Origin of the sequence: Streptomyces sp. NPDC057287, assembly GCF_042667905.1 — a bacterium.
Lineage (GTDB): Bacteria > Actinomycetota > Actinomycetes > Streptomycetales > Streptomycetaceae > Streptomyces.
In genome coordinates this window covers 137,404-164,354 of record NZ_JBHUYV010000007.1, presented here as the reverse complement: position 1 = coordinate 164,354, position 26,951 = coordinate 137,404, and the positions used below count along the sequence as shown (strand labels likewise).

General features: G+C 71.6%; 23 protein-coding genes. 10 read left to right on the top strand and 13 right to left on the bottom strand.

Annotated elements, in window-relative coordinates:
• Window positions 1-2: 2 nt before the first annotated feature.
• From ACFUNE_RS15910 to ACFUNE_RS15890, 5 genes are all read right to left on the bottom strand, one after another.
• Window positions 3-1,061, bottom strand: coding sequence for a LacI family DNA-binding transcriptional regulator (locus ACFUNE_RS15910; RefSeq protein WP_383567211.1), 1,059 nt, complete (start codon window positions 1,059-1,061; stop codon window positions 3-5).
• Window positions 1,046-2,770: a glycoside hydrolase family 13 protein gene (locus ACFUNE_RS15905; protein ID WP_383567208.1), complete on the bottom strand. Its 1,725-nt coding sequence runs from the start codon at window positions 2,768-2,770 to the stop codon at window positions 1,046-1,048. Before ACFUNE_RS15905 ends, ACFUNE_RS15910 begins: the two co-directional genes overlap by 16 nt.
• A gap of 99 nt (window positions 2,771-2,869) precedes the next feature.
• Window positions 2,870-3,748: a sugar ABC transporter permease gene (locus tag ACFUNE_RS15900; RefSeq protein WP_383567206.1), complete on the bottom strand. Its 879-nt coding sequence runs from the start codon at window positions 3,746-3,748 to the stop codon at window positions 2,870-2,872.
• Window positions 3,745-4,761, bottom strand: a complete 1,017-nt coding sequence (locus ACFUNE_RS15895) for a carbohydrate ABC transporter permease (RefSeq protein ID WP_383567203.1) — start codon at window positions 4,759-4,761, stop codon at window positions 3,745-3,747. The genes ACFUNE_RS15900 and ACFUNE_RS15895 overlap by 4 nt, the downstream gene beginning before the upstream one ends.
• Before the next feature lie 21 nt (window positions 4,762-4,782).
• Window positions 4,783-6,054, bottom strand: coding sequence for an extracellular solute-binding protein (locus ACFUNE_RS15890; protein WP_383567200.1), 1,272 nt, complete (start codon window positions 6,052-6,054; stop codon window positions 4,783-4,785).
• Window positions 6,055-6,414: 360 nt separating this feature from the next.
• Here ACFUNE_RS15890 and ACFUNE_RS15885 point away from each other — a divergent pair, with 360 nt between their 5' ends.
• Both ACFUNE_RS15885 and ACFUNE_RS15880 read left to right on the top strand, forming a co-directional pair.
• Entirely contained in the window at window positions 6,415-7,458 is a 1,044-nt protein-coding gene (locus ACFUNE_RS15885) for a LacI family DNA-binding transcriptional regulator (protein ID WP_383567197.1), read from the top strand.
• 91 nt (window positions 7,459-7,549) lie between these two features.
• On the top strand, window positions 7,550-8,500 hold the full coding sequence (locus ACFUNE_RS15880; RefSeq protein ID WP_383567194.1) for a phosphatase PAP2 family protein: 951 nt from the start codon (window positions 7,550-7,552) through the stop codon (window positions 8,498-8,500).
• Between the two features lie 115 nt (window positions 8,501-8,615).
• Here ACFUNE_RS15880 and ACFUNE_RS15875 read toward each other — a convergent pair whose 3' ends face one another.
• Window positions 8,616-11,612, bottom strand: coding sequence for a bifunctional [glutamine synthetase] adenylyltransferase/[glutamine synthetase]-adenylyl-L-tyrosine phosphorylase (locus tag ACFUNE_RS15875; RefSeq protein WP_383567191.1), 2,997 nt, complete (start codon window positions 11,610-11,612; stop codon window positions 8,616-8,618).
• Window positions 11,613-11,761: 149 nt separating this feature from the next.
• Between ACFUNE_RS15875 and ACFUNE_RS15870 the strand changes: the two genes are divergently transcribed.
• Complete coding sequence (locus tag ACFUNE_RS15870; protein ID WP_383567188.1) at window positions 11,762-12,283, top strand: pyridoxamine 5'-phosphate oxidase family protein; 522 nt, start codon at window positions 11,762-11,764, stop codon at window positions 12,281-12,283.
• Window positions 12,284-12,318: 35 nt separating this feature from the next.
• Here the strand turns inward: ACFUNE_RS15870 and ACFUNE_RS15865 are convergent, their stop codons facing one another.
• The 5 genes from ACFUNE_RS15865 to glnA form a co-directional block, all read right to left on the bottom strand.
• On the bottom strand, window positions 12,319-13,110 hold the full coding sequence (locus ACFUNE_RS15865) for a putative protein N(5)-glutamine methyltransferase (protein ID WP_383567185.1): 792 nt from the start codon (window positions 13,108-13,110) through the stop codon (window positions 12,319-12,321).
• Between the two features lie 393 nt (window positions 13,111-13,503).
• Window positions 13,504-13,929 carry a spore-associated protein A gene (locus ACFUNE_RS15860; RefSeq protein WP_383567182.1) on the bottom strand — a complete coding sequence of 142 codons (426 nt, stop codon included), beginning with the start codon at window positions 13,927-13,929 and terminating at the stop codon, window positions 13,504-13,506.
• Between the two features lie 200 nt (window positions 13,930-14,129).
• The gene (locus ACFUNE_RS15855) at window positions 14,130-14,615 is read right to left on the bottom strand and encodes a hypothetical protein (RefSeq protein WP_383567179.1); all 486 of its coding nucleotides are present in this window, start codon (window positions 14,613-14,615) and stop codon (window positions 14,130-14,132) included.
• Window positions 14,616-14,926: 311 nt separating this feature from the next.
• A complete protein-coding gene (locus ACFUNE_RS15850; protein WP_383567176.1) occupies window positions 14,927-15,142 on the bottom strand; it encodes a DUF6243 family protein in 216 nt (71 codons plus the stop codon).
• Between the two features lie 250 nt (window positions 15,143-15,392).
• On the bottom strand, window positions 15,393-16,754 hold the full coding sequence (gene glnA / locus ACFUNE_RS15845) for a type I glutamate--ammonia ligase (RefSeq protein WP_383567173.1): 1,362 nt from the start codon (window positions 16,752-16,754) through the stop codon (window positions 15,393-15,395).
• A 246-nt stretch (window positions 16,755-17,000) separates the two neighbouring features.
• Between glnA and ACFUNE_RS15840 the strand changes: the two genes are divergently transcribed.
• The 5 genes from ACFUNE_RS15840 (at window position 17,001) to ACFUNE_RS15820 (ending at window position 22,442) form a co-directional block, all read left to right on the top strand.
• Entirely contained in the window at window positions 17,001-17,675 is a 675-nt protein-coding gene (locus ACFUNE_RS15840) for a DUF3105 domain-containing protein (RefSeq protein ID WP_383567170.1), read from the top strand.
• Window positions 17,672-18,349, top strand: coding sequence for a DUF305 domain-containing protein (locus ACFUNE_RS15835; protein ID WP_383567167.1), 678 nt, complete (start codon window positions 17,672-17,674; stop codon window positions 18,347-18,349). The genes ACFUNE_RS15840 and ACFUNE_RS15835 overlap by 4 nt, the downstream gene beginning before the upstream one ends.
• 123 nt (window positions 18,350-18,472) lie before the next feature.
• Window positions 18,473-18,898: a CBS domain-containing protein gene (locus tag ACFUNE_RS15830; RefSeq protein WP_383567164.1), complete on the top strand. Its 426-nt coding sequence runs from the start codon at window positions 18,473-18,475 to the stop codon at window positions 18,896-18,898.
• 111 nt (window positions 18,899-19,009) lie between these two features.
• Window positions 19,010-20,596 (top strand): multicopper oxidase family protein, encoded by a 1,587-nt coding sequence (locus tag ACFUNE_RS15825; RefSeq protein ID WP_383567161.1) that lies wholly within the window; start codon window positions 19,010-19,012, stop codon window positions 20,594-20,596.
• A 91-nt stretch (window positions 20,597-20,687) separates the two neighbouring features.
• Window positions 20,688-22,442 carry an NAD+ synthase gene (locus ACFUNE_RS15820; protein WP_383567158.1) on the top strand — a complete coding sequence of 585 codons (1,755 nt, stop codon included), beginning with the start codon at window positions 20,688-20,690 and terminating at the stop codon, window positions 22,440-22,442.
• 54 nt (window positions 22,443-22,496) lie between these two features.
• On the opposite strand, the gene ACFUNE_RS15815 is transcribed toward ACFUNE_RS15820, so the two are convergent.
• A complete protein-coding gene (locus tag ACFUNE_RS15815; protein WP_383567155.1) occupies window positions 22,497-23,162 on the bottom strand; it encodes a DNA-binding response regulator in 666 nt (221 codons plus the stop codon).
• 86 nt (window positions 23,163-23,248) lie between these two features.
• On the opposite strand from ACFUNE_RS15815, the gene ACFUNE_RS15810 reads away from it, so the two are divergent.
• Window positions 23,249-24,091, top strand: coding sequence for an oxidoreductase (locus ACFUNE_RS15810; protein ID WP_383567152.1), 843 nt, complete (start codon window positions 23,249-23,251; stop codon window positions 24,089-24,091).
• A 140-nt stretch (window positions 24,092-24,231) separates the two neighbouring features.
• The gene (locus ACFUNE_RS15805; protein WP_383567149.1) at window positions 24,232-25,431 is read left to right on the top strand and encodes an MFS transporter; all 1,200 of its coding nucleotides are present in this window, start codon (window positions 24,232-24,234) and stop codon (window positions 25,429-25,431) included.
• Window positions 25,432-25,460: 29 nt separating this feature from the next.
• Here ACFUNE_RS15805 and ACFUNE_RS15800 read toward each other — a convergent pair whose 3' ends face one another.
• Entirely contained in the window at window positions 25,461-26,681 is a 1,221-nt protein-coding gene (locus ACFUNE_RS15800; RefSeq protein WP_383567146.1) for an MFS transporter, read from the bottom strand.
• Between the last annotated feature and the right edge of the window lie 270 nt (window positions 26,682-26,951).

The following is a 26,951-nucleotide window of genomic DNA, read 5'->3' as shown; positions in this document are numbered from 1 at the left end:
GTTCAGGCGCTGCGCACCGCCGCTGTGGACCCCCGTACCACCAGCTCCGGCTGGAACACGTACTCCGTGCGCTGCACGGGGCTTCCGGCGATCTCCTCCAGCAGCGCTCCGACGGCCGCCGCCGCCATCGCCTGCACCGGCTGGCGCACCGTGGTCAGGGGCGGGTCGGTGAACGCGATGAGCTGCGAGTCGTCGAATCCGACGACGGAGACGTCGCGCGGGACGTCGAACCCTCTCCCCCGCGCCGCCCGGACCACCCCGAGCGCCATCAGGTCGCTGCCGCAGACGATGCCGGTGCAGCCCGCGTCGAGCAGCGCGCCCGCCGCGACCTGACCGCCCTCGACGCTGAACAGCGTGGAGCAGACCAGCAGTTCGGCTTCCCCGCGGTCCATGTCCAGCAGCGAGACCGCGGCGTCGACGAAGCCCTCGCGCTTGCGCCGGGAGGGCACGTAGCGCTGCGGCCCGATCGCCAGGCCGATCCGCCGGTGGCCGAGCTCCGCGAGGTGGCTGACGGCCATGCGCACGGCGGCCTGGTCGTCGGGCGAGACGAACGGGGCGCTGATGCGCTCGTTGTAGCCGTTGATCAGCACGAACGGCACGCCGCGCTCGGTGAGCGCGGCGTAGCGCGCCGGGTCGGCCGAGGTGTCGGCGTGGAGCCCGGACAGGAAGACGATGCCGCCGACGCCGCGCTCGACGAGCTGTTCGACCAGTTCGTCCTCGGTGGCGCCGCCGGGCAGCTGGGTGCAGAGCACGGGCGTGTAGCCGTGCCCGGCGAGCACCTGCTCCACGGACTGCGCGAAGGCCGGGAAGATCGGGTTGACGAGTTCGGGCGTCACCAGTCCGATCAGTCCGGCGCTGCGCTGCCGCAGCCGTACGGGACGCTCGTAGCCGAGGACGTCGAGCGCCGCGAGCACCCGCTGACGCGTGGTGCCCGCGACGCCCGGCTTCCCGTTGAGCACCCGGCTGACGGTGGCCTCGCTGACCGCGGCCTGACCGGCGATGTCGGAGAGCCGCAGCGCCGGTCCGGTCCTGGGTGCGGGGACGGTCACACCGTCCACCACACCGTGGTGTCCGCGGGCAGCTCGACGGTGTCGCCCTCGACGGTCACCGGGGCGGCGGCCAGCAGCAGGGTGCCGGGGACGGCGACGCGGACGGGTGCGCCCGTGGTGTTGACGGTGCAGACGAAGCCGGGGCGGCCGAGGGCGAGCACGCCCTCGGGGGCGTCCAGCCACTCGACGTCCGTACCGGCGCCGAGCCCCGGGTGCTCACGCCGGGCCGCGATCGCGGCGCGGTACAGCTCCAGCGTGGAGCCCTCCGCACCGGTCTGCGCCTCGACGGACAGCGCGCCCCAGCTGTCGGGCTGCGGCAGCCAGCTGCCACCGCCGCCGAAGCCGTACGAGCTGCCCTCGCGGGTCCACGGGATCGGCACGCGGCAGCCGTCGCGGAAGCCGTCCTGGCCCTCGGCGCGGAAGAACGACGGGTCCTGGCGGGCCTCGTCGGGCAGGTCGGTGACGTCGGGCAGGCCGAGCTCCTCGCCCTGGTAGACGTAGGCGGAGCCGGGCAGGGCCAGCATCAGCAGGGTGGCCGCGCGAGCCCTGCGCAGACCCAGCTCGCGGTCGCCGGGGGTACGGATCTGGGTGCCCAGGCCCGCCGGGTTGGCGAAGCGGGTGGTGTGCCGGGTGACGTCGTGGTTGGAGAGCACCCAGGTGGTGGGGGCGCCCACCGGACGCATCGCGTCGAGCGAGGAGTCGATGACGGCGCGGAGCTCGGCGGCGTCCCAGGCGGTCGACAGGTACTGGAAGTTGAAGGCCTGGTGCATCTCGTCGGGGCGCACGTAGTGGGCGGTGCGCTCGACGGTGGGGGTCCACGCCTCGGCGACGAGGATGCGCCCGCCCGTCAGCCGCCGCCCTTCCGACGAAGGCCCTTCGGCCCCCGTCGTATCGGGGTACTCGTCGAGGATGGTGCGCCAGCTGCGGTAGATCTCGTGCACACCGTCCTGGTCGAAGAACGGCATGACATCGTTGCCCAGCAGCTTCAGCTGGTCGTGCGACCCGAGGTCCGGCAGACCCTCCGCCTTGACGAGCCCGTGGGCGACATCGACACGGAAGCCGTCGACGCCCATGTCGAGCCAGAAGCGCAGGATGGAGCGGAACTCGTCGGCGACGGCCGGGTGCTCCCAGTTGAAGTCGGGCTGCTCGGGCGCGAAGAGGTGGAGGTACCACTCGCCGGGGGTGCCGTCCGGGTCGGTGGTCCGGGTCCACGCGGGGCCGCCGAAGATGGACTCCCAGTCGTTCGGCGGGAGTTCGCCGTCGGTGCCCTTTCCGGGGCGGAAGTGGTAGCGCTCGCGCAGGGCGGAACCGGGGCCCTCGGCCAGGGCGCGCTTGAACCACTCGTGCTGGTCGGAGGAGTGGTTGGGCACCAGGTCGACGATGATGCGCAGCCCCAGGCCGTGGGCCTCGCGGATCAGCGTGTCGGCGTCGAGGAGCGTGCCGAACATCGGGTCGATCGCCCGGTAGTCGGCGACGTCGTAGCCGGCGTCGGCCTGCGGCGAGGCGTAGAAGGGGCTGAGCCAGACGGCGTCGACGCCGAGGTCCCGGAGGTACGGGAGCCGGGCGGTGACGCCCGCGAGGTCGCCCATGCCGTCACCGTTGCCGTCGGCGAAGCTCCGCGGATAGACCTGGTAGATCACCGCGTCCTGCCACCAGCCGGTGCGGTGGCCCGGGGCGTCGTCGGACGTGCCGGTGGAGGGGGCAGCGAGGTGCTGGGTCATGTCGTCCCTGGGGTGTCTGGGTGGGGAGCGGCGCCGGGACCTGGTCAGGGATCCGGCGCCGCCGTGACGTGGCGGTACGGTCGTGCGGGACTGGGTGCGTCAGCCCTTGACGGCTCCGGCGGACATGCCGGTGACCAGGTGCTTCTGCGCGAAGAGGAAGACCAGCGCGGCCGGGATGGCGATGAGCACGGACGCCGCGGTCATCGGGCCCCACTGGGCTCCGTACTGGTTGACGAACTTCTGCAGTCCGCCGGCGAGCGTGAGGTTCTCGTCGCCGACCATGAAGGCGGAGGCGTAGGCCACTTCGCCCCAGGCGGTGATGAAGGAGTAGAAGGCGGTGACGGCGAGACCGGGTTTGGCCAGCGGCAGGATGAGCCGCCAGAACGTCCCGAACGGCGTCAGCCCGTCGACCTGCCCCGACTCGTCGATCTCCATCGGGATCGTGTCGAAGAAGCCCTTCATCATCCAGGCGCAGAACGGCACCGAGATGGTGAGGTAGGTGATGACGAGGCCGGCCGGCTGGTTGAGCAGCCCGATGCTCGCCATGATGTTGTAGATCGGCACGATCAGGACGGCGACCGGGAACATCTGGGTGATCAGCAGCGTCCACATCAGCCCGCGCTTGCCGGGGAAGCGGAAGCGGCTGACGGCGTAGCCCGTGGTGGCGGAGACGAAGACGCCGATGACGGTGGAGAGTCCCGCGACGATCACGGAGTTGCCGAACCAGCTCAGGAACTCGGTGTCCTTGATGAGGTTCGTGTAGTTCTCGAACGTCGTCTCTTTGAAGAAGTCCGTCGTCGTGGCGAACTTGGCGGGCTTCAGCGACGTCAGCAGGACCCACAGCACCGGGAAGACCGCGATCACCGAGGCGATGATCAGGGTGAGGTGCAGGGCCGTGGAGGCGAGCGGCGAGCGGTCGCCGCGGCGGCGGACCTTGCGGGCGCCGTGCCGTGCGGAGCTTGCGGTGGCGGTGGTCACCAGTTGTCTCCCTGCGTGCGGAGCACTCGCCGGTACACCATGGCGAAGAGCATCAGGAGTACGAGGATCAGCACGCCCCAGGTGGAGGACTGCGCGAAGTCGCGCGGGCTGATCTCGAAGGAGAATTTGTACGCCTGGGTGACCAGGATCTGGGTGGCCTCACCGGGTCCGCCGCGGGTCAGCAGGAAGATCACCGGGAACATGTTGAAGGTCCAGATGGTGGAGAGCAGGACCACCGTGGTGGACACCGGGCGCAGTCCGGGCAGCGTGATGTGGCGGAAGCGCTGCCAGGCCGTCGCGCCGTCCATCTCCGCGGCCTCGTACTGCTCCGAGGGGATCGACTGCAGGCCGCCGAGCAGGGCGACCATCATGAAGGGGACGCCGAGCCAGACGTTGACGGCGATGACGGAGAACTTGGCCCAGGTGGGGTCGTTCAGCCACGGTATGCCGTCGATCCCGGCGCCGCCGAGGATCTTGTTGAGCAGCCCGCGGTCCTCGTTGTAGAGGAAGCGCCAGGCGAACACCGAGACGAAGCCGGGGATGGCCCAGGGCAGGATCAGGGCCATGCGGTAGGCGGAGCGTCCGGCGATGCGGCGGTTCAGGATGTTGGCCAGCGCCATGCCCAGGCAGAAGGTGATGCCCACGCAGGAGACCGTCCACACCAGCGTCCAGCCGAGCGTGCCGAGGAACTGGGTACCCGTCAGCGCGTCGACGTAGTTGTCGACGCCCACGAACTCGTAGGTGGCGGGCAGTTCGTTGACACCGATGGACCGTGCGACGTTGCGCTCGTTGGCGTCGGTCAGCGACAGGTAGATGCCGCGGACCAGCGGATACCCGATGATCACGCCGATCACGATCACGACCGGGGCGACCATGGTCCAGGCGTACCAGTGGACCGACAGGGCCCGCCGGAGCTTGCTCGGTGGTGCGGATTTACCAGTACCGCGGCTCCGGCCGCGGGCGACGTCGTCGCCCGCGGCCTTCGCCACCGACTGGCTGGTGTGGACAGCCATCAGCCGGCCTGCCTTCCTGAGTTACTTCCAGCCCTTGAGGAGCTTGCGGTAGGAGTCGCCGGTCGTCGAGGCGGCCTTCTCCGGCGTGGTCTGACCGGTGAGGACCTTGGTGTACTCCGTGACGAGCGGCGCGAAGAGGCTGCCGGTCTCGGGGATCCAGGGGCGCTCGACGGCGGTCTCGACGACGGGCTTGAAGAACTGCACGATCTCGCTGTCCGCGGCCTCCTGCTTGGCGTACGCGGAGGTGCGGGTCGGCAGCAGGTTCAGCTCACCGGCGGTCTGCGCCTGGGTCTCCACCGAGGTCATGTACTCGACGAAGGCGTACGAGGCGTCCAGGTTCTTGGAGCCCGCGTAGACGGCGAGGTTGTGGCCGCCCTGCGGGGCGCCCTGTCCGGCCGTGCCGGCCGGCACCGGGGAGATGCCGAGGTTCGCCTTGTCGGTGAACTCCTTGCCGGTCAGGGTGTCGGCGACGGCCCACGGGCCGTTGATCATCATCGCGACCTTGCCGTCCTTGAACGACGACTGCATGTTCTCCCAGCCGTCGGTGGCGTCGGTCTTGGCGGCACCGGAGTCGACGAGGTCCTTGACCGTCTTGAAGGCCTTGACACCCTCGGGGTTGTTCACCGTGACCGTCTTCGACTCGGCGTCGACCAGGTCGCCGCCCTCGCCGTACAGGAAGGAGAGGAACCAGTACGCGTCGTCGCCGCGGAGGTAGAGGCCGGTCTTGCCGGTCTTGTCCTTGATCGTCTTGGAGACGGTCTTCAGGTCGGCGATGTTCTTGGGGACCTCGACACCGGCCTCCTTGAAGATCTTCTTGTTGTAGAAGATGCCCATGGAGTCGATGACCTGCGGGACCGCGTAGGTCTTGTCCTTGTACTTGGTGGACGCGGCGGCCTGCTCGAGGAAGTCGCCCTGGTCCTTCAGCGCCGCGGTGCCGTCCAGCGGGGCGAGGTAGCCGAGGTCGGCGAACTCGGGGGTCCAGGCGACCTCGGAGCGGATGACGTCCGGGGCGCCGGCGCCGGCCTGCGCGGCGTTCTTGAACTTGTTCTGCGCCTCACCGAAGGGGACGTTGACGTACTTGACGTCGACCTTCGGGTGCTTCTTCTCGAAACCCTCGGCGATCTTCTTGAAGACCTTGTCCTCGCTGCCGACGGTCGAGGTGTCCCACCAGGTCACCGTGCCGGAGAGCTCGCCCGAGCTCTTGCTGCCGCCGGACTCGTCGTCGCTTCCGCAAGCGGTCGCCGCGAGCGCCAGGGTCGCGACCAGGGCGGTGGCCGTTATGCCACGTCGCATCTGAACTCCTTCAACTGCCGTACCGCTCCGTCGCGGCGCCGGGTCGACGTGAACGTAACAAGGATGAAAGACGACCGAAAGACTTTGCGGAAGATTTCTGCAAGCACTGCTGATCGTTACATTGGCGTGTCCTCAAGGTTGCCGTCAAGCCTCTTGACGGAAGCCCTCCCACCCTGCCCATGCCTGGCCAGAGCCCGTATATCGGCGGTACGACGATCCGACCGCAACGACCAGACGGATCCCGCAAGGCCTTGCAAGATATTGCTGCCGGAGGGCCGGCGGGCGGTGGCGGGCGGGGCGGACTGCCCGAATCCCGTGCATGGTGGGCAATCCGACACGCGCCCGGTACAGTCCATTGCCATGACCGCACGGCTTGCCGATATCGCAACTCAGGCGGGGGTCAGCGAAGCGACGGTCAGCCGCGTACTGAACGGCAAGCCCGGTGTCGCTGCGGCCACCCGTGAATCCGTCCTCGCGGCGCTCGACGTCTTGGGCTACGAACGCCCTGTGCGGCTGCGCCGGCGCAGCGCCGGCCTGGTCGGGCTGATCACGCCCGAGCTGGAGAACCCGATCTTCCCCGCGCTGGCCCAGGTCATCGGGCAGGCACTCACCAGGCAGGGCTACACACCGGTGCTGGCGACGCAGACGCCGGGCGGCTCCACCGAGGACGAGCTCACCGAGATGCTCGTCGACCGCGGGGTCTCGGGCATCATCTTCGTCTCCGGCCTGCACGCCGACACCTCGGCCGACATGCAGCGCTACGAGCAACTGCGGGCCCAGGGGGTCCCCTTCGTCCTGGTCAACGGCTTCTCCCCCAAGGTGCAGGCGCCGTTCATCTCCCCCGACGACCGGGCGGCGATGCGGCTCGCGGTGACCCACCTGGTGGCCCTGGGCCACCAGCGCATCGGCCTGGCGGTCGGGCCGAAGCGCTTCGTCCCGGTGCTCCGCAAGATCGAGGGCTTCCACGCCACGATGCGGGAGCAGCTGGACCTCACCGCCGACGCCGTGGAGGAGTTGATCCAGCACTCCCTGTACACCCTGGAGGGCGGCCAGGCCGCCGCCTCGGCGCTGATGGAACGCGGCTGCACCGCCGTGGTGTGCGCCAGCGACATGATGGCGCTCGGCGCGATCCGGGCGGCCCGCAGGCTGTCCATGGACGTGCCGCGCGACCTCTCGGTGGTCGGATACGACGACTCTCCCCTCATAGCCTTCACCGATCCGCCGCTGACCACCATCCGGCAGCCGGTGACGGCGATGGGGCAGGCGGCCGTGCGCACCCTGCTGGAGGAGATCGGCGGCACGCCGGCTCCGCACAGCGAGTTCGTGTTCATGCCCGAACTGGTCGTGCGCGGTTCCACCGCTTCGGGCCCGGGCCCCTCCTCGGCGGCCCGCGCCGGTCGATAAAATTCAGAATGTGCGACCGGAACCCGACCGGAGGATCATCGGGCTGAGGGGGACGTATCTGGCAGACTCTGCGCCTATGGGTGATTCGCACGTGACCACGCAGGAAGACCGCACGGCGGCCACCCCGTCATCCGTGGCGGACGCCCCGTCGGCCTCCGGTTCGACACGAGCCCTCACCCCGTCACGCATGCGCGTCCGACGTCCCTCACTCCGTTCCCTGCGCGCCCCTCGCCGCCCGCGCCTCTGGTTCGAGATCCTGCTGATCGCGGTCAGTTACTGGCTCTACTCGCTCGTGCGCAACGCCGTACCCGAGCAGAAGGCCGCGGCCCTGCGCAACGCCGACTGGATCTGGTCCCTCGAACACACCGTGGGACTCGCCTTCGAGGAGACGGTCAACCAGGCCGTCAATTCGGTGACATGGCTGATCGTGTCGATGAACTACTACTACGCGACGCTGCACTTCGTCGTGACCATCGGTGTGCTCATCTGGCTGTTCCGCCGCCATCCCGGCCGCTACGCGGCCACCCGCCTGGCGCTCTTCGCCACGACCGCGGTGGCCCTGCTCGGCTACTACCTCTTCCCTCTGGCGCCGCCACGCCTGATGAACGGCGGCGCCTTCATCGACACGGTGATGCTGCACCAGACGTGGGGGTCGATGGCCTCGGGCAACTTCAAGCACATGTCGAACCAGTACGCGGCGATGCCGTCCATGCACATCGGCTGGTCCCTGTGGTGCGGTCTGACCATCTGCGCCCTGGCCACCGCCCCCTGGGCGCGGATCCTGGGCGCCCTGTACCCGGTGGCCACGCTCGTCGTGATCGTGTCGACGGCGAACCACTTCTGGCTGGACGCGGTGGGCGGGATGACCTGCCTGGCCTTCGGCGTGGCGGTCTCCTACGCCTGGTACGGATCGCTGCCGCACCGCCTGCCGAAGCGGGTGCAGCTCCCCGGAGCGCGACGCCTGCGCGCCCTGCGGCGATCGCCTGCCCGTGCGCCCGGCCCGAGGGACCGGGCCGGGGCCCCGAGCCCGTCCGGCGAGTGAGGACGGGGCGGGACCCTCACGCCGCCGGTGACGGCGCGGCGCTCGTCCCGCCGGCGGTCGGCCCGCAGTGCTCGTTTCACCGCCGGTCACCCCGCGGCGCTCGTCCCGCCGCCCGTCACCCCGCCGCTCCGTAGAACCGCTCCTCGACGACCGCCCGGGCCCGCCGGGTGATCCGTCGGTAGTCGTCCAGCATGTCCCCCACGTGCCCCGGTTCGTAGCCCAGGTACCGCCCCACCGCCGTCAGCTCGCGCGGGTTCGAGGGGAACGTGTCGCCGGGCCGCCCCCTCACCAGCATGACCGCGTTGCGCACCCGCGAGGCCAGCACCCACGCCTCGTCCAGCGTCTGCGCCTCCTCCGCCGGGATCAGCCCCGCCGCGCACGCCGCCGCCAGTGCCTCCCGCGTACGCGGGGTCCGCAGCCCGGGTTCGGCCCAGCCGTGCTGCATCTGCATCAGCTGCACCGTCCACTCGACGTCGCTCAGCCCGCCGCGCCCCAGCTTGGTGTGGAGCGTCGGATCGGCCCCGCGCGGCATGCGTTCCGACTCCATCCGCGCCTTGAGCCGCCGGATCTCCCGCACCGCGTCGTCCCCCAGCCCTTCCACGGGGTAGCGCAGCGGGTCGATCAGCTCGACGAAGGCGCGGCCGAGGTCCTCGTCCCCGGCCACCGGATCGGCACGCAGCAGGGCCTGGCTCTCCCAGACCAGCGACCAGCGCCGGTAGTAGGCGGCGTACGACTTCAGGGTGCGGACCAGGGGGCCGGTCTTGCCCTCCGGCCGCAGGTCGACGTCGATGAGCAGGGGCGGGTCCGCGGTCGGCAGCTCCAGCAGCCTGCGCATCTCCGTGACGACGGTGTTGGCGGCCCGGGCCGCCTCCTCGTCGCTGACCCCCTCGCGGGGTTCGTGCACGAACAGGACGTCGGCGTCGGAGCCGTAGCCCAGCTCGTGCCCGCCGAAGCGGCCCATGCCGATGACGGCGAACCGGGTCGGCAGGGTGGTGCCCCACCGCTCGCGGACGGCTGCGCGCAGCGCCCCGGAGAGCGTGGCGGCGTTCAGGTCGGTGACCGCGGAGCCGACCCGGTCGGCGAGGGCGCCCGGATCGGGTTCGGCCGGGTTCTCCTCGGTTCCGTACGAGCCGATGAGGTCGGCCGCCGTCGTGCGGAACAGCTCCCGCCGGCGCACCCCGCGCGCCACGGCGACCGCCGCCTCGGCGCCCTGCGCCCTGCCGACCGCGGCCAGGACCTCCTGCTCCAGATGGTTCCGGCTGCGCGGTTTCAGCCCCTCGGGGTCGCCGAGGATGGCGACGGCCTCGGGGGCCCGCATCAGCAGGTCGGGGGCGAGGCGTCCGGCGGACAGGACCCGGGCGAGGTTCTCGGCCGCGGCGCCCTCGTCGCGCAGGAGCCGCAGGTACCACGGGGTCTTGCCGAGCGCGTCGGACACCTGCCGGAAGCCGAGCAGCCCGGCGTCCGGATCGGCGGAGTCCGCGAACCAGCCGAGCAGCACCGGCAGGAGCGTGCGCTGGATCGCGGCCTTGCGGGAGACCCCCGATGACAGGGCCTCCAGGTGCCGCAGCGCGGCGGCGGGATCCGCGTAGCCGAGGGCTTCCAGCCGGACGACGGCGGCCTTGGCGCTGAGCCGGCTCTCGCCCGGCGCGAGCTGGGCGACCGCGTCCAGGAGCGGCCGGTAGAAGAGCTTCTCGTGCAGCCGCCGCACCACGGACGCATGACGGCGCCAGGCCCTGTTGAGCTCGCCCACCGGGTCGGTGCGCAGTCCGAGGGACCGGCCGAGCCTGCGCAGGTCGGCCTCCTCCTCGGGGACGAGGTGGGTACGGCGCAGCCGGTAGAGCTGGATGCGGTGCTCCATGGAGCGCAGGAAGCGGTAGGCCTCGTCCAGCTGCGCGGAGTCCGCCCGTCCGACGTATCCGCCGTCCGCGAGGGCCCGCAGGGCCTCCAGCGTGGAGCCGGAGTGCAGGGTGCTGTCACTGCGGCCGTGGACGAGCTGGAGGAGCTGGACGGCGAATTCGACGTCCCGGAGCCCGCCGGGGCCGAGCTTGAGCTCACGGTCGACGCGGTCGACGGGGATGTTGTCCACGACGCGGCGGCGCATCTTCTGCACGTCGCCGACGAAGTTCTCGCGCTCGGCGGCCTGCCACACCAGCGGGGACAGGGCCTCCGTGTACGCCGCTCCGAGCTCGGGGTCGCCGGCGACCGGCCGGGCCTTGAGCAGCGCCTGGAACTCCCAGGTCTTGGCCCACCGCTGGTAGTAGGCGAGGTGCGAGGACAGGGTCCGCACCAGTGGCCCGTTGCGCCCCTCGGGGCGCAGGTTGGCGTCGACGGGCCAGATGGTGCCTTCGACGGTGGTGTCGGAGCAGATCCGCATCATGTGGGCGGCGAGCCGGGTCGCGGCCTGCATCGCACCGCTCTCCTCGGCGCCGTCGACGGGCTCGCCCACGAAGATCACGTCGACGTCCGACACGTAGTTCAGCTCGTGTCCGCCGCACTTGCCCATCGCGATGACGGCAAGCCGGCACTGCGCGGCGTCGGAGGGCGCGTCGGCGCGGGCCATGGCGAGCGCCGACCTCAGGGTGGCCGTGGCCAGGTCGGCCAGCTCGGCGGCGACCTGGGCGACGTCCGTCGTCCCGCACACGTCGCGGGCCGCGATCGACAGGAGGGACCTGCGGTAGGCGACCCGCAGGGAGTCCGGATCGACCGCGTCACCGAGCATGGTCTCGAACTCGGGAATCCCGGGGTGCAGGTCGGTGGCCTCGTACGTGACCAGCACCTGCCAGTCGCGCGGGTGCCGTGCCAGATGGTCCCCGAGGGCCTCGGAAGCGCCGAGGGCCCCGAGGAGGCGGTCCCGCAGCGGTTTGGCCGTGACGAGCGTGTCCAGCAGGATCTGCCGCTCATCGGCCTCCTCGGCCTCGACGAGCCGTACGAGGCTGTGCAGGGCCAGGTCCGGGTCGGCGGTGGCGCCGAGGGCGTCGAAGAGCACCGGATCGGCGCGTACGGAGGAGAGCTCGGGCAGGTCCAGCAGCCTCTCGGCGGCGGACGGATCGGTGAAACCGTGCCGCAGCAGTCTCGTGAACGTACTGCTCCTGCGTCCCGGCACCGTCGTCATCCCGTGTCTCCTGCCCGCCGATCACACATATCCGCCCTTCGAGCCTAGCCCGTACCGATGAATCCGGAGCGGGCGCGGAGTCCAACCTGCATGGGGACGATCGAGGAGAAGGCCGCGGTCGCCCCGGGAACGTTCCTGGAGGCCGGACCATGCCGGAGCAGAACACCGCCCCCGCGACCCTGCTGGACCCGCACTACAGCAGCGAGGGCGCGACCGCCCGGCCGTGGGCGGAGGCGGTCGCGCTGCTGGAGGGCGCCGAGCTGTACTGGCTGTCCACGGTCCGCCCCGACGGCCGCCCGCACGTCACACCGCTGATCGGGCTCTGGTCGCAGGACGCGCTGCACTTCTGCACCGGGCCGTCGGAACGCAAGGCGCGCAACCTGGCCGACAACCCGGAGGTCGTGCTGACCACCGGCGCCAACCTGCTGAACGAGGGATTCGACGTGGTGGTCGAGGGCCGGGTCGCCCGGGTGACGGACGAGGCGCGGCTGATCGCGCTGGCCGAGGCCTGGGAGGCGAAGTACGGCGCGGAGTGGCACTTCGGCGTCGCGGACGGGATGTTCACCAACGGCGCGGGCGGCCGTGCGGAGGTCTTCGCGGTGACCCCCCGCACGGCCTTCGGCTTCGCCAAGGGCGACCCGTTCGGCCAGACGCGCTGGCGCTTCGCCTGACGGCCGGACGCGTCGGCGCTTCGCCCGACGGACGGCTACCGGGGTGGCCTGGTCCCGATGACGACGGTGGCGTACAGCTCCTCGGAGACGACGACGCGTGCGGTGAGCCCGCTGCTCCCCACCGTCTCCAGGGCGCGCTCGGCCTGCCGCTCGCTCGTCTCGACCAGCAGACTGCCGCCGGGGGCCAGCCACTCGGTCGCCTCCGCGACGACGCGGCGCATCACGTCGAGCCCGTCGCCCCCTCCGTCGAGCGCGACGCGCGGCTCGTGGATGCGCGCCTCCGCGGGGAGCAGCCCGACGTCCTCGGTCGGTACGTACGGCACGTTGGCGAGCAGGACGTCCACCCGTCCGCGCAGCGAGCCGGGCAGCGGGGCGAAGAGATCGCCCTCGTAGACGGTCCCGAGCGCGCCGATATTGCGCCGGGCGCAGCGTACGGCGGCGGGTTCGACATCGGCGGCGTGCAGTTCGACGTCCCGCAGCGACGAGGCGAGCGCCGTGCCCAGCGCCCCGGAGCCACAGCAGAGGTCGACCACGACGGCCGCTCCGGGGGCGAGTGCGGCGGCTTGGCCGACGAGGAACTCCGTACGCCGCCGGGGCACGAAGACACCCGGGTCCACGGCGATCCTCAGCCCGCAGAACTCGGCCCAGCCGAGCACGTGTTCAAGCGGCAGCCCGGCGGCGCGGCGCTCGGCCATGGAGGCGAGTTCGGCGGGGTCCCCCGCCGCGGAGACGAGGAGCTCGGCCTCGTCCTCGGCGAAGACGCAGCCGGCGGCGCGGAGCGTGGAGACGAGGGAGGCGAAGGTGAGCGGTGGGACGAATTCCTGCATGGTGCGGAGCCTTTCGGAAAACCGATGGGCGCTCCGCGATCGCTCAGGCCCGGTCGGCCACACGACGGCGAGGGGTGAGCGCCCAGCCTGCTGAAGCGGTAATGGGTCTCACCTCCTGGGTCGGTCCCGGTCTCGGGACGCGTCACACTACCGGAACGCCGCTGACCGCCGCACCGACGGCTGCCCGCACACTGCGTGCCGGTACCAGCTCACCACCGGGTCCCGCCCGTCACGCGCCGTACCGGCGTGAGCAGCCCGGCTGGGGACTCTTCGCTCCGACGGGCCGCTGACGAGAGGACGGGTGGGTCCGTGCAGCATGCTGCACGGACCCACCCGTCCTCATGGTCCTCGCGGGCGCGGAGCCCTCGGTGTGCCGGTCCACCGGCCCCTGGATCAGCCGCAGTTCGTCGCGTACCGGATGACGTACTGCTCCGGCGCGGGACCGATGGCGCCGGACCAGTCGATGCAGGACCCGTGGCCGTTGATGTACACGGGTCCGGCGTAGCTGGTGTACGTGCCCTGGTCGTCCACCGCCGTGCTTCCCTGCCCGGCGAGCTGGAATCCCGCGTAGATGTAGACACCCGTGCCCGCGGTGTTGCGGATGGTGACGATGCAGTTCTTCCCGGTGGCCGCGCTGTAGGTCAGGTACGTCATCCCCCGGCTGCCGACCGCCCCCGAATTGACGACGGAGTATCCCGATCCGCAGGCGCCGTTGTACGCAGCCGCCGCGGAGGCGGAGGGCGCAGCGACGAGACCGGCTCCCAGGAAGGTCATGGCGAGCGCGCCACCGGTGAACGTACGCCGCACGGAGGGACGCATGAATTCTCCTTCTGGGACGATCGGACGGCACGGGAGCCGAAGATCGAATAGGGAAGATCATCGAAGCATTCGTGAAGCGTTCGCGTCAACAACTACGCGCCCGGGCAGTGAAGTTCGGACATCCTCGCCGTAGCCGGACCGGACGCCTCACGGATCCGCATCGGCCGCGGTATCGCGCCGACCCGCCCTCGCCAGGTGGCTCACCCGCGCCGCGCCGCGCCCTCCGGCCAGACCACGTCCACGGGCACGCCGGTCCGCCTGGCCTCCTCGACCAGGTCGGCCGTCCCACCGCCCCGCCCGGACGGCGGGGCTCCGTCCCACACGGCGACGAGACGGTCCGCACGCCGCAGCAACTCGGCGTTGGCCGCCTCGTACGCGGCGCGGTCGGCACTCTCGTAGGGCAGGGTCAGCACCTCGACGGCCGTCTCGCTGAGGTGGTCGAAGACCGCGGCGTCCTCGGGCTTCACCACCGCGGAACGGTAGTCCAGGGACGGGACGACGACGACCACGCGGCCACCCATGGCGGAGACCTCCTCCGCGAAGAGTGAATCGGCTCCGGCGGCGATGCACGAGACCCCGGTGAGGTCCTCGCTGTAGGGCTTCAGCAGGTCGCGCAGCGCGGCCCGCACGAGCGGCACGCTCTCCTCGGTCAGGTCGATGTGCCCGGTCACGGCCAGCGTGGTCATACGACGCCCCTCCTCGGCTCGGCAACGGCCGCGGGCCGTTGCCGGCGCCCGCGGTGTACGGGTACGGCTGCCCCGATCGCACCCTTGCACGCCCGGGCGGCGTACGACGGGCACCTCACCGGCCGGACACCGGCATGTAGGGCCGGGGCGCGGACGAACACCTCCGCCGCACGTACCGACGGCGGCTGCCAGGTCGGTGGACACGGCTCCGACACCCGTGGACCGCGCGTCGTGGCACAGGGCAGGGCCCGGACCGCGCGTCGCGGTCCGGGCCCTGCCCTGTCACGGTGCCACCCTGCGGCGGCGGTGCGTCAGCTCTGCGCGGCGTCGTCGCCCGTCTGCCCGGCGCTCTCGGCTGCGCCCGCCTTCTCGCGCATCTTGCGCACCAGCTCAGCCTTCTGGTCGGCGGCACCCTGACGGTCGAGGTTGCGGTGCGGGCCGTTGTTCTGCCGCTCGGCGCGGGACAGCCTCTTGCGCTGGCCGCCGCCCATGCCGATGGGGTTGTTGATGTTCTTGCTCACGGTCATGGGTTCTCCAGGAATGATGTGAAGTGATCTACGGATTCATCGGTGGGGGACGGGCGCGGCGACGTCGAAGGACGTCAGCGGGGGCCCATCACGCCCTCACCCGTGAATCGGCGTCTGGAAGAACATGCTCAAGACGGTACCCGGTTCCACGGACCCCGCACACCAAGCCCTCCGGAACGGCTTCGGGCCGACGGTGTCGCACCGCCGGCCCGAAGCCACGTACCAGGGATCTGCACCCTCCGACCTGCGCCTACAGCACCGGCAGCAGGTTCTTCAGCTCGAAGGCCGTGACCTCGCTGCGGTACTCCTCCCACTCCTGCTTCTTGTTGCGCAGGAAGAAGTCGAAGACGTGCTCGCCCAGCGTCTCGGCGACCAGCTCGCTCTTCTCCATCAGTGCGATCGCCTCGCCCAGGTTCTGCGGGAGCGGCTCGATGCCCATCGCGCGGCGCTCCGAGTCGGAGAGGGCCCAGACGTCGTCGTCGGCGCCGGCCGGGAGCTCGTAGCCCTCCTCGATGCCCTTGAGGCCCGCGGCGAGCAGCACCGCGTACGTCAGGTAGGGGTTGGCGCCGGAGTCGATGGAGCGGACCTCGACGCGGGCCGAGCCGGTCTTGCCGGGCTTGTACATCGGGACGCGGATCAGCGCGGAGCGGTTGTTGTGGCCCCAGCAGATGTACGAGGGGGCCTCGCCGCCGGCGCCCGCGGCGCGGCTGGAGCCGCCCCAGATGCGCTTGTACGAGTTGACCCACTGGTTGGTCACGGCGGAGATCTCCGCTGCGTGCTTGAGCAGGCCGGCGATGAAGGAGCGGCCCACCTTGGACAGCTGGTACTCGGCGCCCGACTCGTAGAAGGCGTTGCGGTCGCCCTCGAAGAGGGAGAGGTGGGTGTGCATGCCCGAGCCCGGGTACTCCGAGAACGGCTTCGGCATGAAGGTGGCCTGCACGCCCTGCTCCAGCGCGACCTGCTTCATGACCAGGCGGAAGGTCATGATGTTGTCGGCGGTGGAGAGCGCGTCCGCGTAACGGAGGTCGATCTCCTGCTGGCCGGGGGCGCCCTCGTGGTGGCTGAACTCGACCGAGATGCCCATCGATTCGAGCATGGTGATCGCCTGGCGGCGGAAGTCCATGCCGACGTTCTGCGGGGTGTGGTCGAAGTAGCCGGAGCTGTCGGCCGGGGTGGGGCGGCTGCCGTCGACGGGCTTGTTCTTCAGCAGGAAGAACTCGATCTCCGGGTGGGTGTAGAAGGTGAAGCCGAGGTCGGAGGTCTTCGCCAGGATGCGCTTGAGGACGAAGCGGGGGTCCGCGAAGGAGGGCGAGCCGTCCGGCATCAGGATGTCGCAGAACATCCGCGCGGTCCCCGGGGCCTCCGCGCGCCACGGAAGGATCTGGAACGTGCCGGGGTCCGGCTTCGCGATCATGTCCGACTCGTATACACGGGCGAAGCCCTCGATCGCCGAGCCATCGAAGCCGATGCCCTCGTCGAAGGCCTGCTCCAGCTCGGCCGGGGCCACGGCTACGGACTTGAGGTAACCGAGAACATCGGTGAACCACAGCCGTACGAAGCGGATGTCGCGCTCCTCAAGCGTCCTGAGGACGAATTCCTGCTGCTTGTCCATAGCCACATCCTTGCAGTTCAGACGGTCCGTGCACCACCGCCCGGGGTAGGGGAGACACCTCAGTATCACGACCCGGGATTTCACCCAGATTACGCACACGGTGTGAGAGAGAGCACGCGGCCACCCACTACGATCGGCGCCCATGGTGTGCAAGGACCGCAGCCGCTCCGCCACGGCCCTCCGCGCACGGGTTCACCCCGCTCCGCTCCTGTCCCTCACGACCCCTTGGCAGAAGGACCCGACGTCATGAGCTTCGACCGCAGGACCCGCATAGAGCAGATGCGCAGCGCCGACCGTGCACGCGACCGCCGCAACCGGGTCGTCGCCATAGGCGTGAGCGCCGTCGTGGTCGCCGGCCTGCTGGGATTCGGCTCCTACATGCTCCTGGAGAAGTCCGAGGCGAAGGAGAAGACCGGGGAGAGCCAGGCCCAGGACTCCAAGCAGACCGAGCAGGAGAAGAAGAAGCTCGCCACCGAGCCGATCGAGGGCGAGAAGACGTGGGACGCGGCGAAGCTGACCCGCGACCACGTCACGACCGAGGTGACGTACCCGATGAAGCCGCCGGTCGGCGGGAACCACAATCCGGCCTGGCTGAACTGTGACGGCGTCGTATACGAAAAGGCCGTCCCGGACGTCAACGCGGTGCACGCCCTGGAGCACGGCGCGGTCTGGGTGACCCACAGCGAGAAGGCCTCGGGGGAGGACGTCGGCAAGCTGGCGTCGCGGGTCAAGGGCACCCCGTACTCCCTGATGTCCCCGTACGAGGGACAGGCCGGGGCGATCATGCTCAGCGCCTGGGGCAAGCAGGTCACGGTGGACAGTGCGGACGACCCGCGGGTGGCCCGGTTCTTCGCGAAGTACGTCCAGGGCGCGCAGACTCCCGAGCCCGGCGCCCCCTGCACCGGCGGGGTCGACGGGTGAGCCCGGCGCTCGGCCGGCGTACACGGTGGGTGGCGGGCTCCGCCGTGGCCCTCGCCCTGCTGTTCGCGGGCGCGGCGACGGTCGCCTCCGCCCGGGGGGACGGGGCCCCGCCGGCCTCCCGGACGCCCTCCGCGGAATCCGCGGACGCGGGCTTCGCGCGGGACATGGCCGTCCACCACCAGCAGGCCGTGGAGATGTCCTTCATCGTGCGGGACGGGACGCGGGACGAAGACGTACGGCGTCTCGCGTACGACATCGCCAACACGCAGGCCAACCAGCGGGGCATGCTGCTCGGCTGGCTCGACCTGTGGGAGCTGCCGAAGACCGCCCCGGACGGTCGGGGCCCCATGGCATGGATGCCCGGCCCCCACAGCGGCCACGACATGCGCGGCATGGACGGCATGGACCACGACGGTGCCCTCATGCCCGGCATGGCGACCAGGACCGAGCTGGGACAGCTCCGCGAGGCCCGTGGCAAGCAGGCCGAGATCCTCTTCCTGCAGCTGATGACCGACCACCACAAGGCGGGCGTCGACATGGCCCGCGGCTGCGCCCGGGAGTGCACCGTGCCGGCGGAGAAGCGCCTGGCCCAGGGCATGGTCGAGGCCCAGCAGTCCGAGCTGGACCTGATGGCGGACATGCTCGCGGCCCGGGGCGCCCCGCCCCGCCCCTGAGCGCGGGATCTGCCCGGCGTACGCCCGAACGGGTGACAGCACTCGCGTGCGCCGGGCAGGCCGCCGACGATGGAAGGACTCGGGGCCGTACAGCAGTGCCCACCGGCACGCAGGAGGCAACCCATGACGACGGCCAAGGACATCATGCACACCGGGGCCCAGTGGATCCCCGCCCACGAGACGCTCGACCGTGCCGCCCAGATGATGCGGGACCACAAGGTCGGGGCGCTCCCCGTCTCCGCCGACGGCGAGCAGGACCGGATGGTCGGGATCATCACCGACCGCGACATCGTGATCGGGTGCGTGGCCACGGGGCACGATCCGTCGAAGGTGACGGCGGGCGAGCTCTGTGACGGCACTCCCCGCTGGATCGAGTCGACGGCGGACGTCGGCGCGGTGCTCGAGGAGATGCAGAGCCACCGGATCCGCCGGCTCCCGGTGGTCGAGGACAAGAAGCTGATCGGCATGATCAGCGAGGCGGACCTGGCCCTGCACCTCTCGGACGAGCAGGTCGCCGGCTGGGCGGAGAAGGTCTACGCCCGCGCCTGACCACCACCCCACTCCCCCGCGCCCGGCCCGGTACCCCTCGTACGCACGAGGGCGCCGGGCTGTCGGGTGTCGGGCCGCACGCTTATACCCGACCCGGGTACGGTGCGCAATATGTCTGAAATGCCCAGTCGCCGCACCGTACTCGGCTCCACCCTCGCCCTGGCGGGCACGGCGGCCCTCGCCACCCGGTCCTACGCCGCCCCGCACCGCACCCCCTCCCCCGCACGGGCCGCCGACACCTACGTCGCCCCCGACGGTCCGGAGGTCGTGGACGCCGAGGCCAAGCGGGGCACCGGCCCCCTGCGGAAGGTCTCGCTCACCGCCAGCGCCTCCAGCCTCGACCTGGGCGAGGGCCTCACGGTCCCCACCTGGTCCTACGGCGACCGGCTGCCCGGCCAGGCCGTCCGGGTCACGGCGGGCGACCACCTGGAGCTCACCCTCGCCAACCACCTGACGCAGTCGACCTCCATGCACTGGCACGGCCTCGCGCTGCGCAACGACATGGACGGCGTCCCCGGCCTCACCCAGAAGGCGATCGAACCCGGCGCCGAGTTCACCTACCGCTTCGCCGTCTCCCACCCGGGCACGCACTGGATCCACCCGCACTCGGGCGTCCAGCTCGACCGCGGGCTGTACGCCCCCCTGATCGTCGAGGACCCCAGGGAACCCCTCGCCTACGACAAGGAGTGGGTGGTCGTCCTCGACGACTGGCTCGACGGGGTGGAGGGCTCCACCCCCGACGCGGTCCTCGACGAACTGACCAAGGGCCGGGGCAGCAGCCACGACGCCGCGGGCCACGAGTCGAGGGCGGGCCACAAGGCCAGAGCGGGCCGCCGACGTTCGGCGGCCGCCGACGGCGACGCCCCCTCCCGGCTCATGGTGGGCGCGAGCAGCGATCTGCTGGGCGGGCACGCCGGCGACGTCGCGTATCCGCACTACCTGGTCAACGGCCGCCGGGCGGGCGACCCTTCGGTCTTCGAGGCCAGGCCCGGGGACCGTATCCGGCTGCGCGTCATCAACGCGGGCGGGGACACGGCGTTCCGGCTGGCGCTCGGCGGCCACCGGATGACCGTGACGCACACGGACGGCTACCCCGTGCGGCACACCGAGACCGACACCCTGCTGCTGGCGATGGGCGAGCGGTACGACGTGCTGGTGACGGCCGGGGACGGGGTGTTCCCCCTCACCGCGCTCGCCGAGGGCAAGGACGCGCAGGCGCTGGCCGTGCTCAGGACGGCGTCGGGCGAGATCCCGCCCGCCGACGCCCGGCCCTCCGAGCTGGACGGCGAGCTCGTCACCGCCGACAAGCTGGTGGCGGACGAGTCGGTGGCCCTGGCGGACCGCGAGCCCGACCGGACCGTGCGCATGACGCTGACGGGCTCCATGGACGCGTACGACTGGGGCTTCGACGGCAAGGCGTACGCCCCGACGGCGCGGCAGCCCGTGAAGGCCGGGGAGCGCGTGCGGCTGGTCTTCACCAACCGCACCTCGATGTGGCACCCGATCCACCTGCACGGCCACACGTTCGCCCTGGCGGGTACGGCCCTCGGCGCCCGCAAGGACACCGCGGCGGTCCTCCCGGGCCGCTCGCTGACGGTGGACCTGGACGCCGACAACCCCGGTCTGTGGATGCTGCACTGCCACAACGTCTACCACGCCGAGGCAGGGATGATGACGGTGCTCGGCTACCTCCGCTGAGCGGCCGGGGGCGGCTTCCCCGGGTGACGGCGCGGCAGGCGGACCACGGCTTCCCGGGACATCGCGTCAGTCAGACGATTACACTGGTTCCGTGCCTCAACTACGTCTCGCACTGAACCAGATCGACGCGACCGTCGGTGACATCTCCGGCAACTCCGAGTCGGTCGTCCACTGGACCCGGCACGCCGCCGAGCAGGGCGCCCACCTCGTGGCGTTCCCGGAGATGGTCCTGACCGGCTACCCCGTCGAGGACCTGGCCCTGCGCTCGTCCTTCGTCGAGGCGTCGCGGGAGGCTCTGCGCGCGCTCGCCTCCCGCCTCGCCCGCGAGGGCTTCGGCGAACTGCCCGTCGTCGTCGGCTACCTGGACCGCTCGGAGCACACCGCCGCGCGCTACGGGCAGCCCGCGGGGTCCCCGCGCAACGCCGCGGCGGTGCTGCACCGCGGCCGGATCGCGCTGAACTTCGCCAAGCACCACCTGCCCAACTACGGCGTCTTCGACGAGTTCCGGTACTTCGTGCCCGGCGACTCGATGCCCGTCGTGCGGGTGCACGGCATCGACGTGGCGCTCGCGATCTGCGAGGACCTCTGGCAGGACGGCGGCCGCGTCCCGGCCGCCCGCGCCGCCGGGGCGGGACTGCTGCTGTCCATCAACGCCTCCCCGTACGAGCGCGACAAGGACGACACCCGGCTGGAGCTGGTCCGCAAACGGGCACAGGAGGCCGGCTGCACGACGGCGTACCTGGCGATGATCGGCGGCCAGGACGAGCTCGTCTTCGACGGGGACTCGATCGTCGTCGACTCGGCGGGCGAAGTCATCGCCCGTGCCCCCCAGTTCGCCGAGGGCAGCGTGATCCTCGACCTCGATCTGCCGGCCGCCGCGGCCGGGGCGCCGTCCGGGGTCGTCAACGACGGGCTGCGGATCGACCACGTGGTCCTGAGCGAGGATCCGCTCCCCGCCTACCCGCCGGAGCTCGCCGGCGGCTACGCGGAACGGCTGGACGACGACGAGGAGCTGTACTCGGCTCTGGTGGTGGGCCTGCGCGCGTACGCCGCGAAGAACGGTTTCAGCAGCGTCCTGATCGGGCTCTCGGGCGGCATCGACTCGGCGCTCGTCGCTGCGATCGCCTGCGACGCGCTGGGCGCCCCGCAGGTCTACGGCGTCTCGATGCCGTCGAAGTACTCCTCGGACCACTCCAAGGGCGACGCGGCCGAGCTGGCGAGGCGTACGGGGCTGAACTTCCGCACCGTACCGATCGAGCCGATGTTCGACGCGTACATGGGGTCGCTGGGGCTCACCGGACTGGCCGAGGAGAACCTCCAGTCGCGGCTTCGCGGCACGATGCTGATGGCCCTCTCCAACCAGGAGGGCCAGATCGTGCTGGCCCCGGGCAACAAGTCCGAGCTGGCGGTGGGCTACTCCACGCTGTACGGGGACTCCGTCGGCGCGTACGGACCGATCAAGGACGTGTACAAGACGTCGGTCTTCCGCCTCGCGAGGTGGCGCAACCGCGCCGCCGAGGAGCGCGGGCAGGTCCCGCCCATCCCGGAGGCCTCGATCACCAAGCCGCCGAGTGCCGAACTGCGCCCGGACCAGGTGGACACGGACTCGCTGCCCGACTACGACGTGCTGGACCGGATCCTGGAGCTGTACGTCGACCGGGACCAGGGCCGGGACGCGATCGTGGCGGCCGGCTTCGACGACGCCCTGGTGACGAAGACCCTGCGGATGGTGGACGCGGCGGAGTACAAGCGGCGGCAGTACCCGCCGGGCACGAAGATCTCGCCGAAGGGCTTCGGGAAGGACCGCAGGCTGCCGATCACCAACCAGTGGCGCGAGTCGAGCTGACGCGGGAACCATGGGAGGGAAGCGCAGGCCCGCGCGCTCACGGGACACCACGGGTCAGCGGGACAGCCCCAGTTCACCCGCGCGCAGACCGGCCTGGAAGCGGGAGCCGGCATCGAGGGTGGCCATCAGCTCGGCCACGCGCCGCCGGTAGGTGCGGAGTGAGAGACCGAGCCGCCCGGCCGCCGACCGGTCGGTGAGCCCCGAGCCGAGGGCTTCGAGGATCGTGCGGCCGGCGGCGTCCAGGTGGGGCACGTCGCCGCGCAGCAGGGTGTCGAGGTCGACGGCGCTGTCCCAGATCGCCTCGCAGAGCGAGTGGACGCCGTCGACCAGATTCCTCGACGTCGTCACGGTGAACTCGCGCCCCGAGGGGGTCTCCCCGCCGGCGAGGATCATGATCCGCCGGTCGATGAGGATGGTCTCGTGCGGCAGTGGTGAACCGCTGATGCGGACGAGGGCCCCCTTGCTCCGCACCAGCCCCAGGTGCGCGCGGGCCTCCTCCTCGACGAGCGCGAGCGGACTGAGCAGCTTGCGCACGGTGAAGGCCGGGGAATCCGCCGCGCGCATCCGGCTCACGACCGCTGCCCGGGCCGCCGGCTGGGACCAGGTCCTGAGGTCGCGGGCGGCGCACAGGAAGTCCGTGGAGACGGACTCGAACAGATGGCCGGCGCGGGCGATCAGCTCCGCGTCCCCCCGGACAGAGAACACCTCTTCGTTCCGCACCCCTCCAGTCTGCCAGGCGCCCCTCCGTCTGGCAGCAAGCTGCCAGGAGCTCGCCGGGGACCACGGGGGCGGCCAGCATGGAGCCCATGACGATCAAGACGTACTCCCTCGGCGGGGACCTGACCATCGACCGGCTCGGCTTCGGCGCGATGCGCCTGGCCACGGGCACCCTCCACGGCCCGGCGCGCGCCCCGGAGAACGGCGTCGCGGTCCTGCGGCGCGCCGTGGAGCTGGGCGTGAACCACATCGACACGGCGGGTTTCTACGCAGCCGGCGCGGTGCGGGCCAACGAGCTGATCCGTACGGCGCTGGCCCCCTACCGCGACGACCTGGTGATCGCGACGAAGGTCGGCCCGCTGCCCGGACCGGACGGTGTGCCGAGCGGTCAGGCGGCGCCCGGCCTGCTGCGCGGCCTGGTCGAGGCGGATCTGCGCTCCCTCGGGCTGGACCGGCTCGACCTGGTGTATCTGCGGGTGGGCGGGATGACCGGGCCGGGTGGCGAGTCGGTCTCCGAGCGGTTCGCCGTCCTGGCCGGGCTCCGGGAGGAGGGGCTGATCCGCCACCTGGGCGTCAGCAACGTCGACGCCGCCCAGTTCGCCGAGGCCAGGGCGGTCGCGCCCGTCGTGGCGGTGCAGAACCGGTACGCCGATGACATGGGGATGCTCAAGGAGTGCGAGGAGTCGGGTGCCGCCTTCGTGCCCTACTTCCCGCTCGGCGGTGGCATCGGCCCGCTCGGCTCGGCACGGCGCGACAAGGTCGCCGCGCGTCTCGGCGCCACCTCGGCGCAGGTCGCGCTCGCGGCGCTGCTGGCGGGATCGCCGTCGGTGCTGGCGATCCCGGGCACCGGTTCCCTCGACCACCTGGAGGAGAACCTCGCGGCCGGCGACCTCGTACTGAGCGACGAGGACCTGTCCGAACTCCGCGGCTGACCCGCCGACCGGCCGCCGTCGATCGCCGCACCGGCTCCCCGGGGCCGTAGGGCATCTGCCCGATGCCGCCGCCCCGCCTCAGTCGGCAGCATGGCCGGGAAGGCGCTTCCGCCGGGAGCGCGGGTCCCGGGGAGTGCAGGGTGGCGCTGGGCGCGGTGGTACGGGACCGGACGGCTCTGCTGTGCCTCACGGGGCTCCTGGTGTCCGGCTTCGGTACGTCCGCGATGTGGCTGACCGCCGGGATCTGGGTCAAGTCGCTCACCGGGTCGGACAGTCTGGCCGCCCTGACGGTCTGTGCGATGTGGGCACCGGTCCTCGCGGGCCCCGCCCTCGGAGCGGTCGCCGACCGGGTGCCCCGCCGAGCCCTGCTGGTCACCGTGAACCTGGTGATGGCGGGGTTGGTGGCCTCGCTGCTCCTCGTGGGCCCGGACGACCGGATCGGCGCCCTCTTCGCCGTCCTGCTCGTCTACGGCGCGAGTGGCGTCCTCCTCGACGCGGCGGAGGCGGCCCTGGTCGCGCACGCGGTCGACACGAGGCTGCTGGGTGACTTCAACGGCCTTCGTACGACGGTGAACGAGGGCATGAAGCTGCTCGCGCCCCTCGCGGGCGCCGGGCTCTTCACCCGGTACGGCGCGGGCCCGGTGGTGGTGCTGGACGCGGTGACGTTCGCCCTGGCCGCTCTGGTCTTCGCGCGGCTGCGGGTACGGGAGCCGGCCCGCGGCCGGAAGGCGGCACGGCGGGGCGGCACGGCGGCGGGTGTACGGCTGCTGCGCGGATCGGCGGTCCTGCGGCCCCTGGTGTGCGCCGGGGCGCTGACGATGCTGCTCGCGGGGCTCAACGGGGCGTCGGTGTACGCCGTCGTGGAGGACACCCTGGGCCGTTCACCGGCGTACGCCGGGGTGCTGTACGCCTTCCAGGGCGCGGGCTCCGTGGCGATCGGCCTGCTGGCAGGTCCCCTGCTCCGGCGGCTGCCCGAGCGGACCTTCGCGGCGGCGGGGATCGCGGTGTTCGCGGTGGCGGTCGGGGTGCGGGCGGTCGGCGGCGGGCCGGTGGCACTCGCGGCGAGCGTGGCCATCGGCGCGGGCCTGCCGTGCGTGCTGATCGCCGCGATGACCGCGGTGCAGCGGGAGGCCCCGGACGCGGTGCTCGGCCGCACCGCGGCCGCGGCCAACTCGCTGATGACGGTGCCGAACGCGCTGGCCCTGGCGGGCGGCGCGGGGCTGGTCGCCGTGGTGAGCGTCCAGGTCCTGCTGCCGGCGGCGGCAGTGGCAGGACTGCTCACGGCCGCACGGCTCGGCGGGCGCCGGAGGAAGCACGGAGCCGGGCCGGCTGGGGCGTAGGACGCCCGCCGGCCCGGCTCCGTAGCGCCTCAGCTCTCGTACGCGTGGGCGTCCGCGTGCTCCCGGGTCTCCGCGCGGGCGCCGGACGCCACCACGCGCGAGGTGCCGGGTGCCCGGTCCAGCGTCCCCGCCGTGACCGCCACGGCGAGGCCGGCCACGGCCAGCACCGCGCCGACCAGGGCCGGGGAGGTCCAGCCCCAGCCTGCCGAGATGGCGACCCCGCCGAGCCAGGCCCCGCCCGCGTTGGCGAGGTTGAAGGCGGAGTGGTTGGAGGCGGAAGCGAGGGTGGGGGCGTCCTTGGCCTTGTTCATCACGAGCATCTGCAGCGGCGTGGTCGTCATGAAGCCGATGCCGCCGAGGAGGACCACCATGACCAGGGCCGCCCACTGCACGTGGGCGGTGAAGGGGAAGACGACGAGGACGACGGCCAGGGCCCCGAGCGAACCGTAGAGGGTGGGACGGAGCGCGCGGTCGGTCAGCGGTCCCGCGGCCAGCGCACCGAGGGTCATCCCGATGCCGAACAGTGCGAGGACGAGCGTCACCGAGGACTCGCCGAAGCCCATCGCCTCGGTCGTCATCGACGAGAGGTAGGAGTAGACGGCGAAGACGCCCGCGAAGCCGAGGACGGCGGTGAGCAGGCCGAGTACGACCTGCCGGTTGCCGAGCGCGCTCAGCTCACGGCGTACGTTCTGGTGCGCCTCGACGGGGATCTGCGGCACGAGGCGGGCGAGCGCGGCCATGGCGGCCAGGCCGATCACCGCGACCACCATGAACGTGGCGCGCCAGCCGAGGTGCTGTCCCAGCAGGGTGGCCGCGGGCACACCGACGATGTTGGCCACGGTCAGGCCCAGGAACATCGTGGCCACCGCGCGGGCCTGGCGGCCGTCCGGCACGAGACGGGCGGCGACGACCGCGCCGACGCCGAAGAAGGCGCCGTGCGGCAGTCCCGCAAGCACCCGGCCGGCCAGCAGCCAGCCGAAGTCGGGGGCGAAGGCGGAAGCGAGGTTGCCGACGGTGAAGAGGGCCATCAGCAGCAGGAGCATCCGCTTGCGCGGGATCCTGGAGCCGAGACCGGTGAGCAGCGGGGCACCGAGGACGACGCCGATCGCGTACGCCGAGACGAGGTAACCGGCGGTGGGTACGGACGTTCCCAGATCGTCCGCGACGTTGGGCAGCAGCCCCATCATCACGAACTCGGTGGTGCCGATGCCGAAGGCGCTCACTGCGAGGGCGAGCAGGGCCAGGGGCATGGAGGTGACCTTTCGGGCGGGGGCCGCCCGGACCGTGGGGTCCGGGTGACGGCGGTGTGTGTGCGGGAGCGTCGGCTTCGTTGCCGGAACGGGTTATGTACCCCGTCGGAACAAAGTCTCTCAGACGTTTTATGCCCGGACGTGAACAAGCCGTTGCGCCGGGGTGTGATGTGGGCGTCACTCGGTGGGTCGGACCTCTCCGCGGCCTCCTCAGGACCTCGCACCCGCGCGACCTCTTCTTCCCGCCCCCTGGGCCCTTCCGTGGCCCCG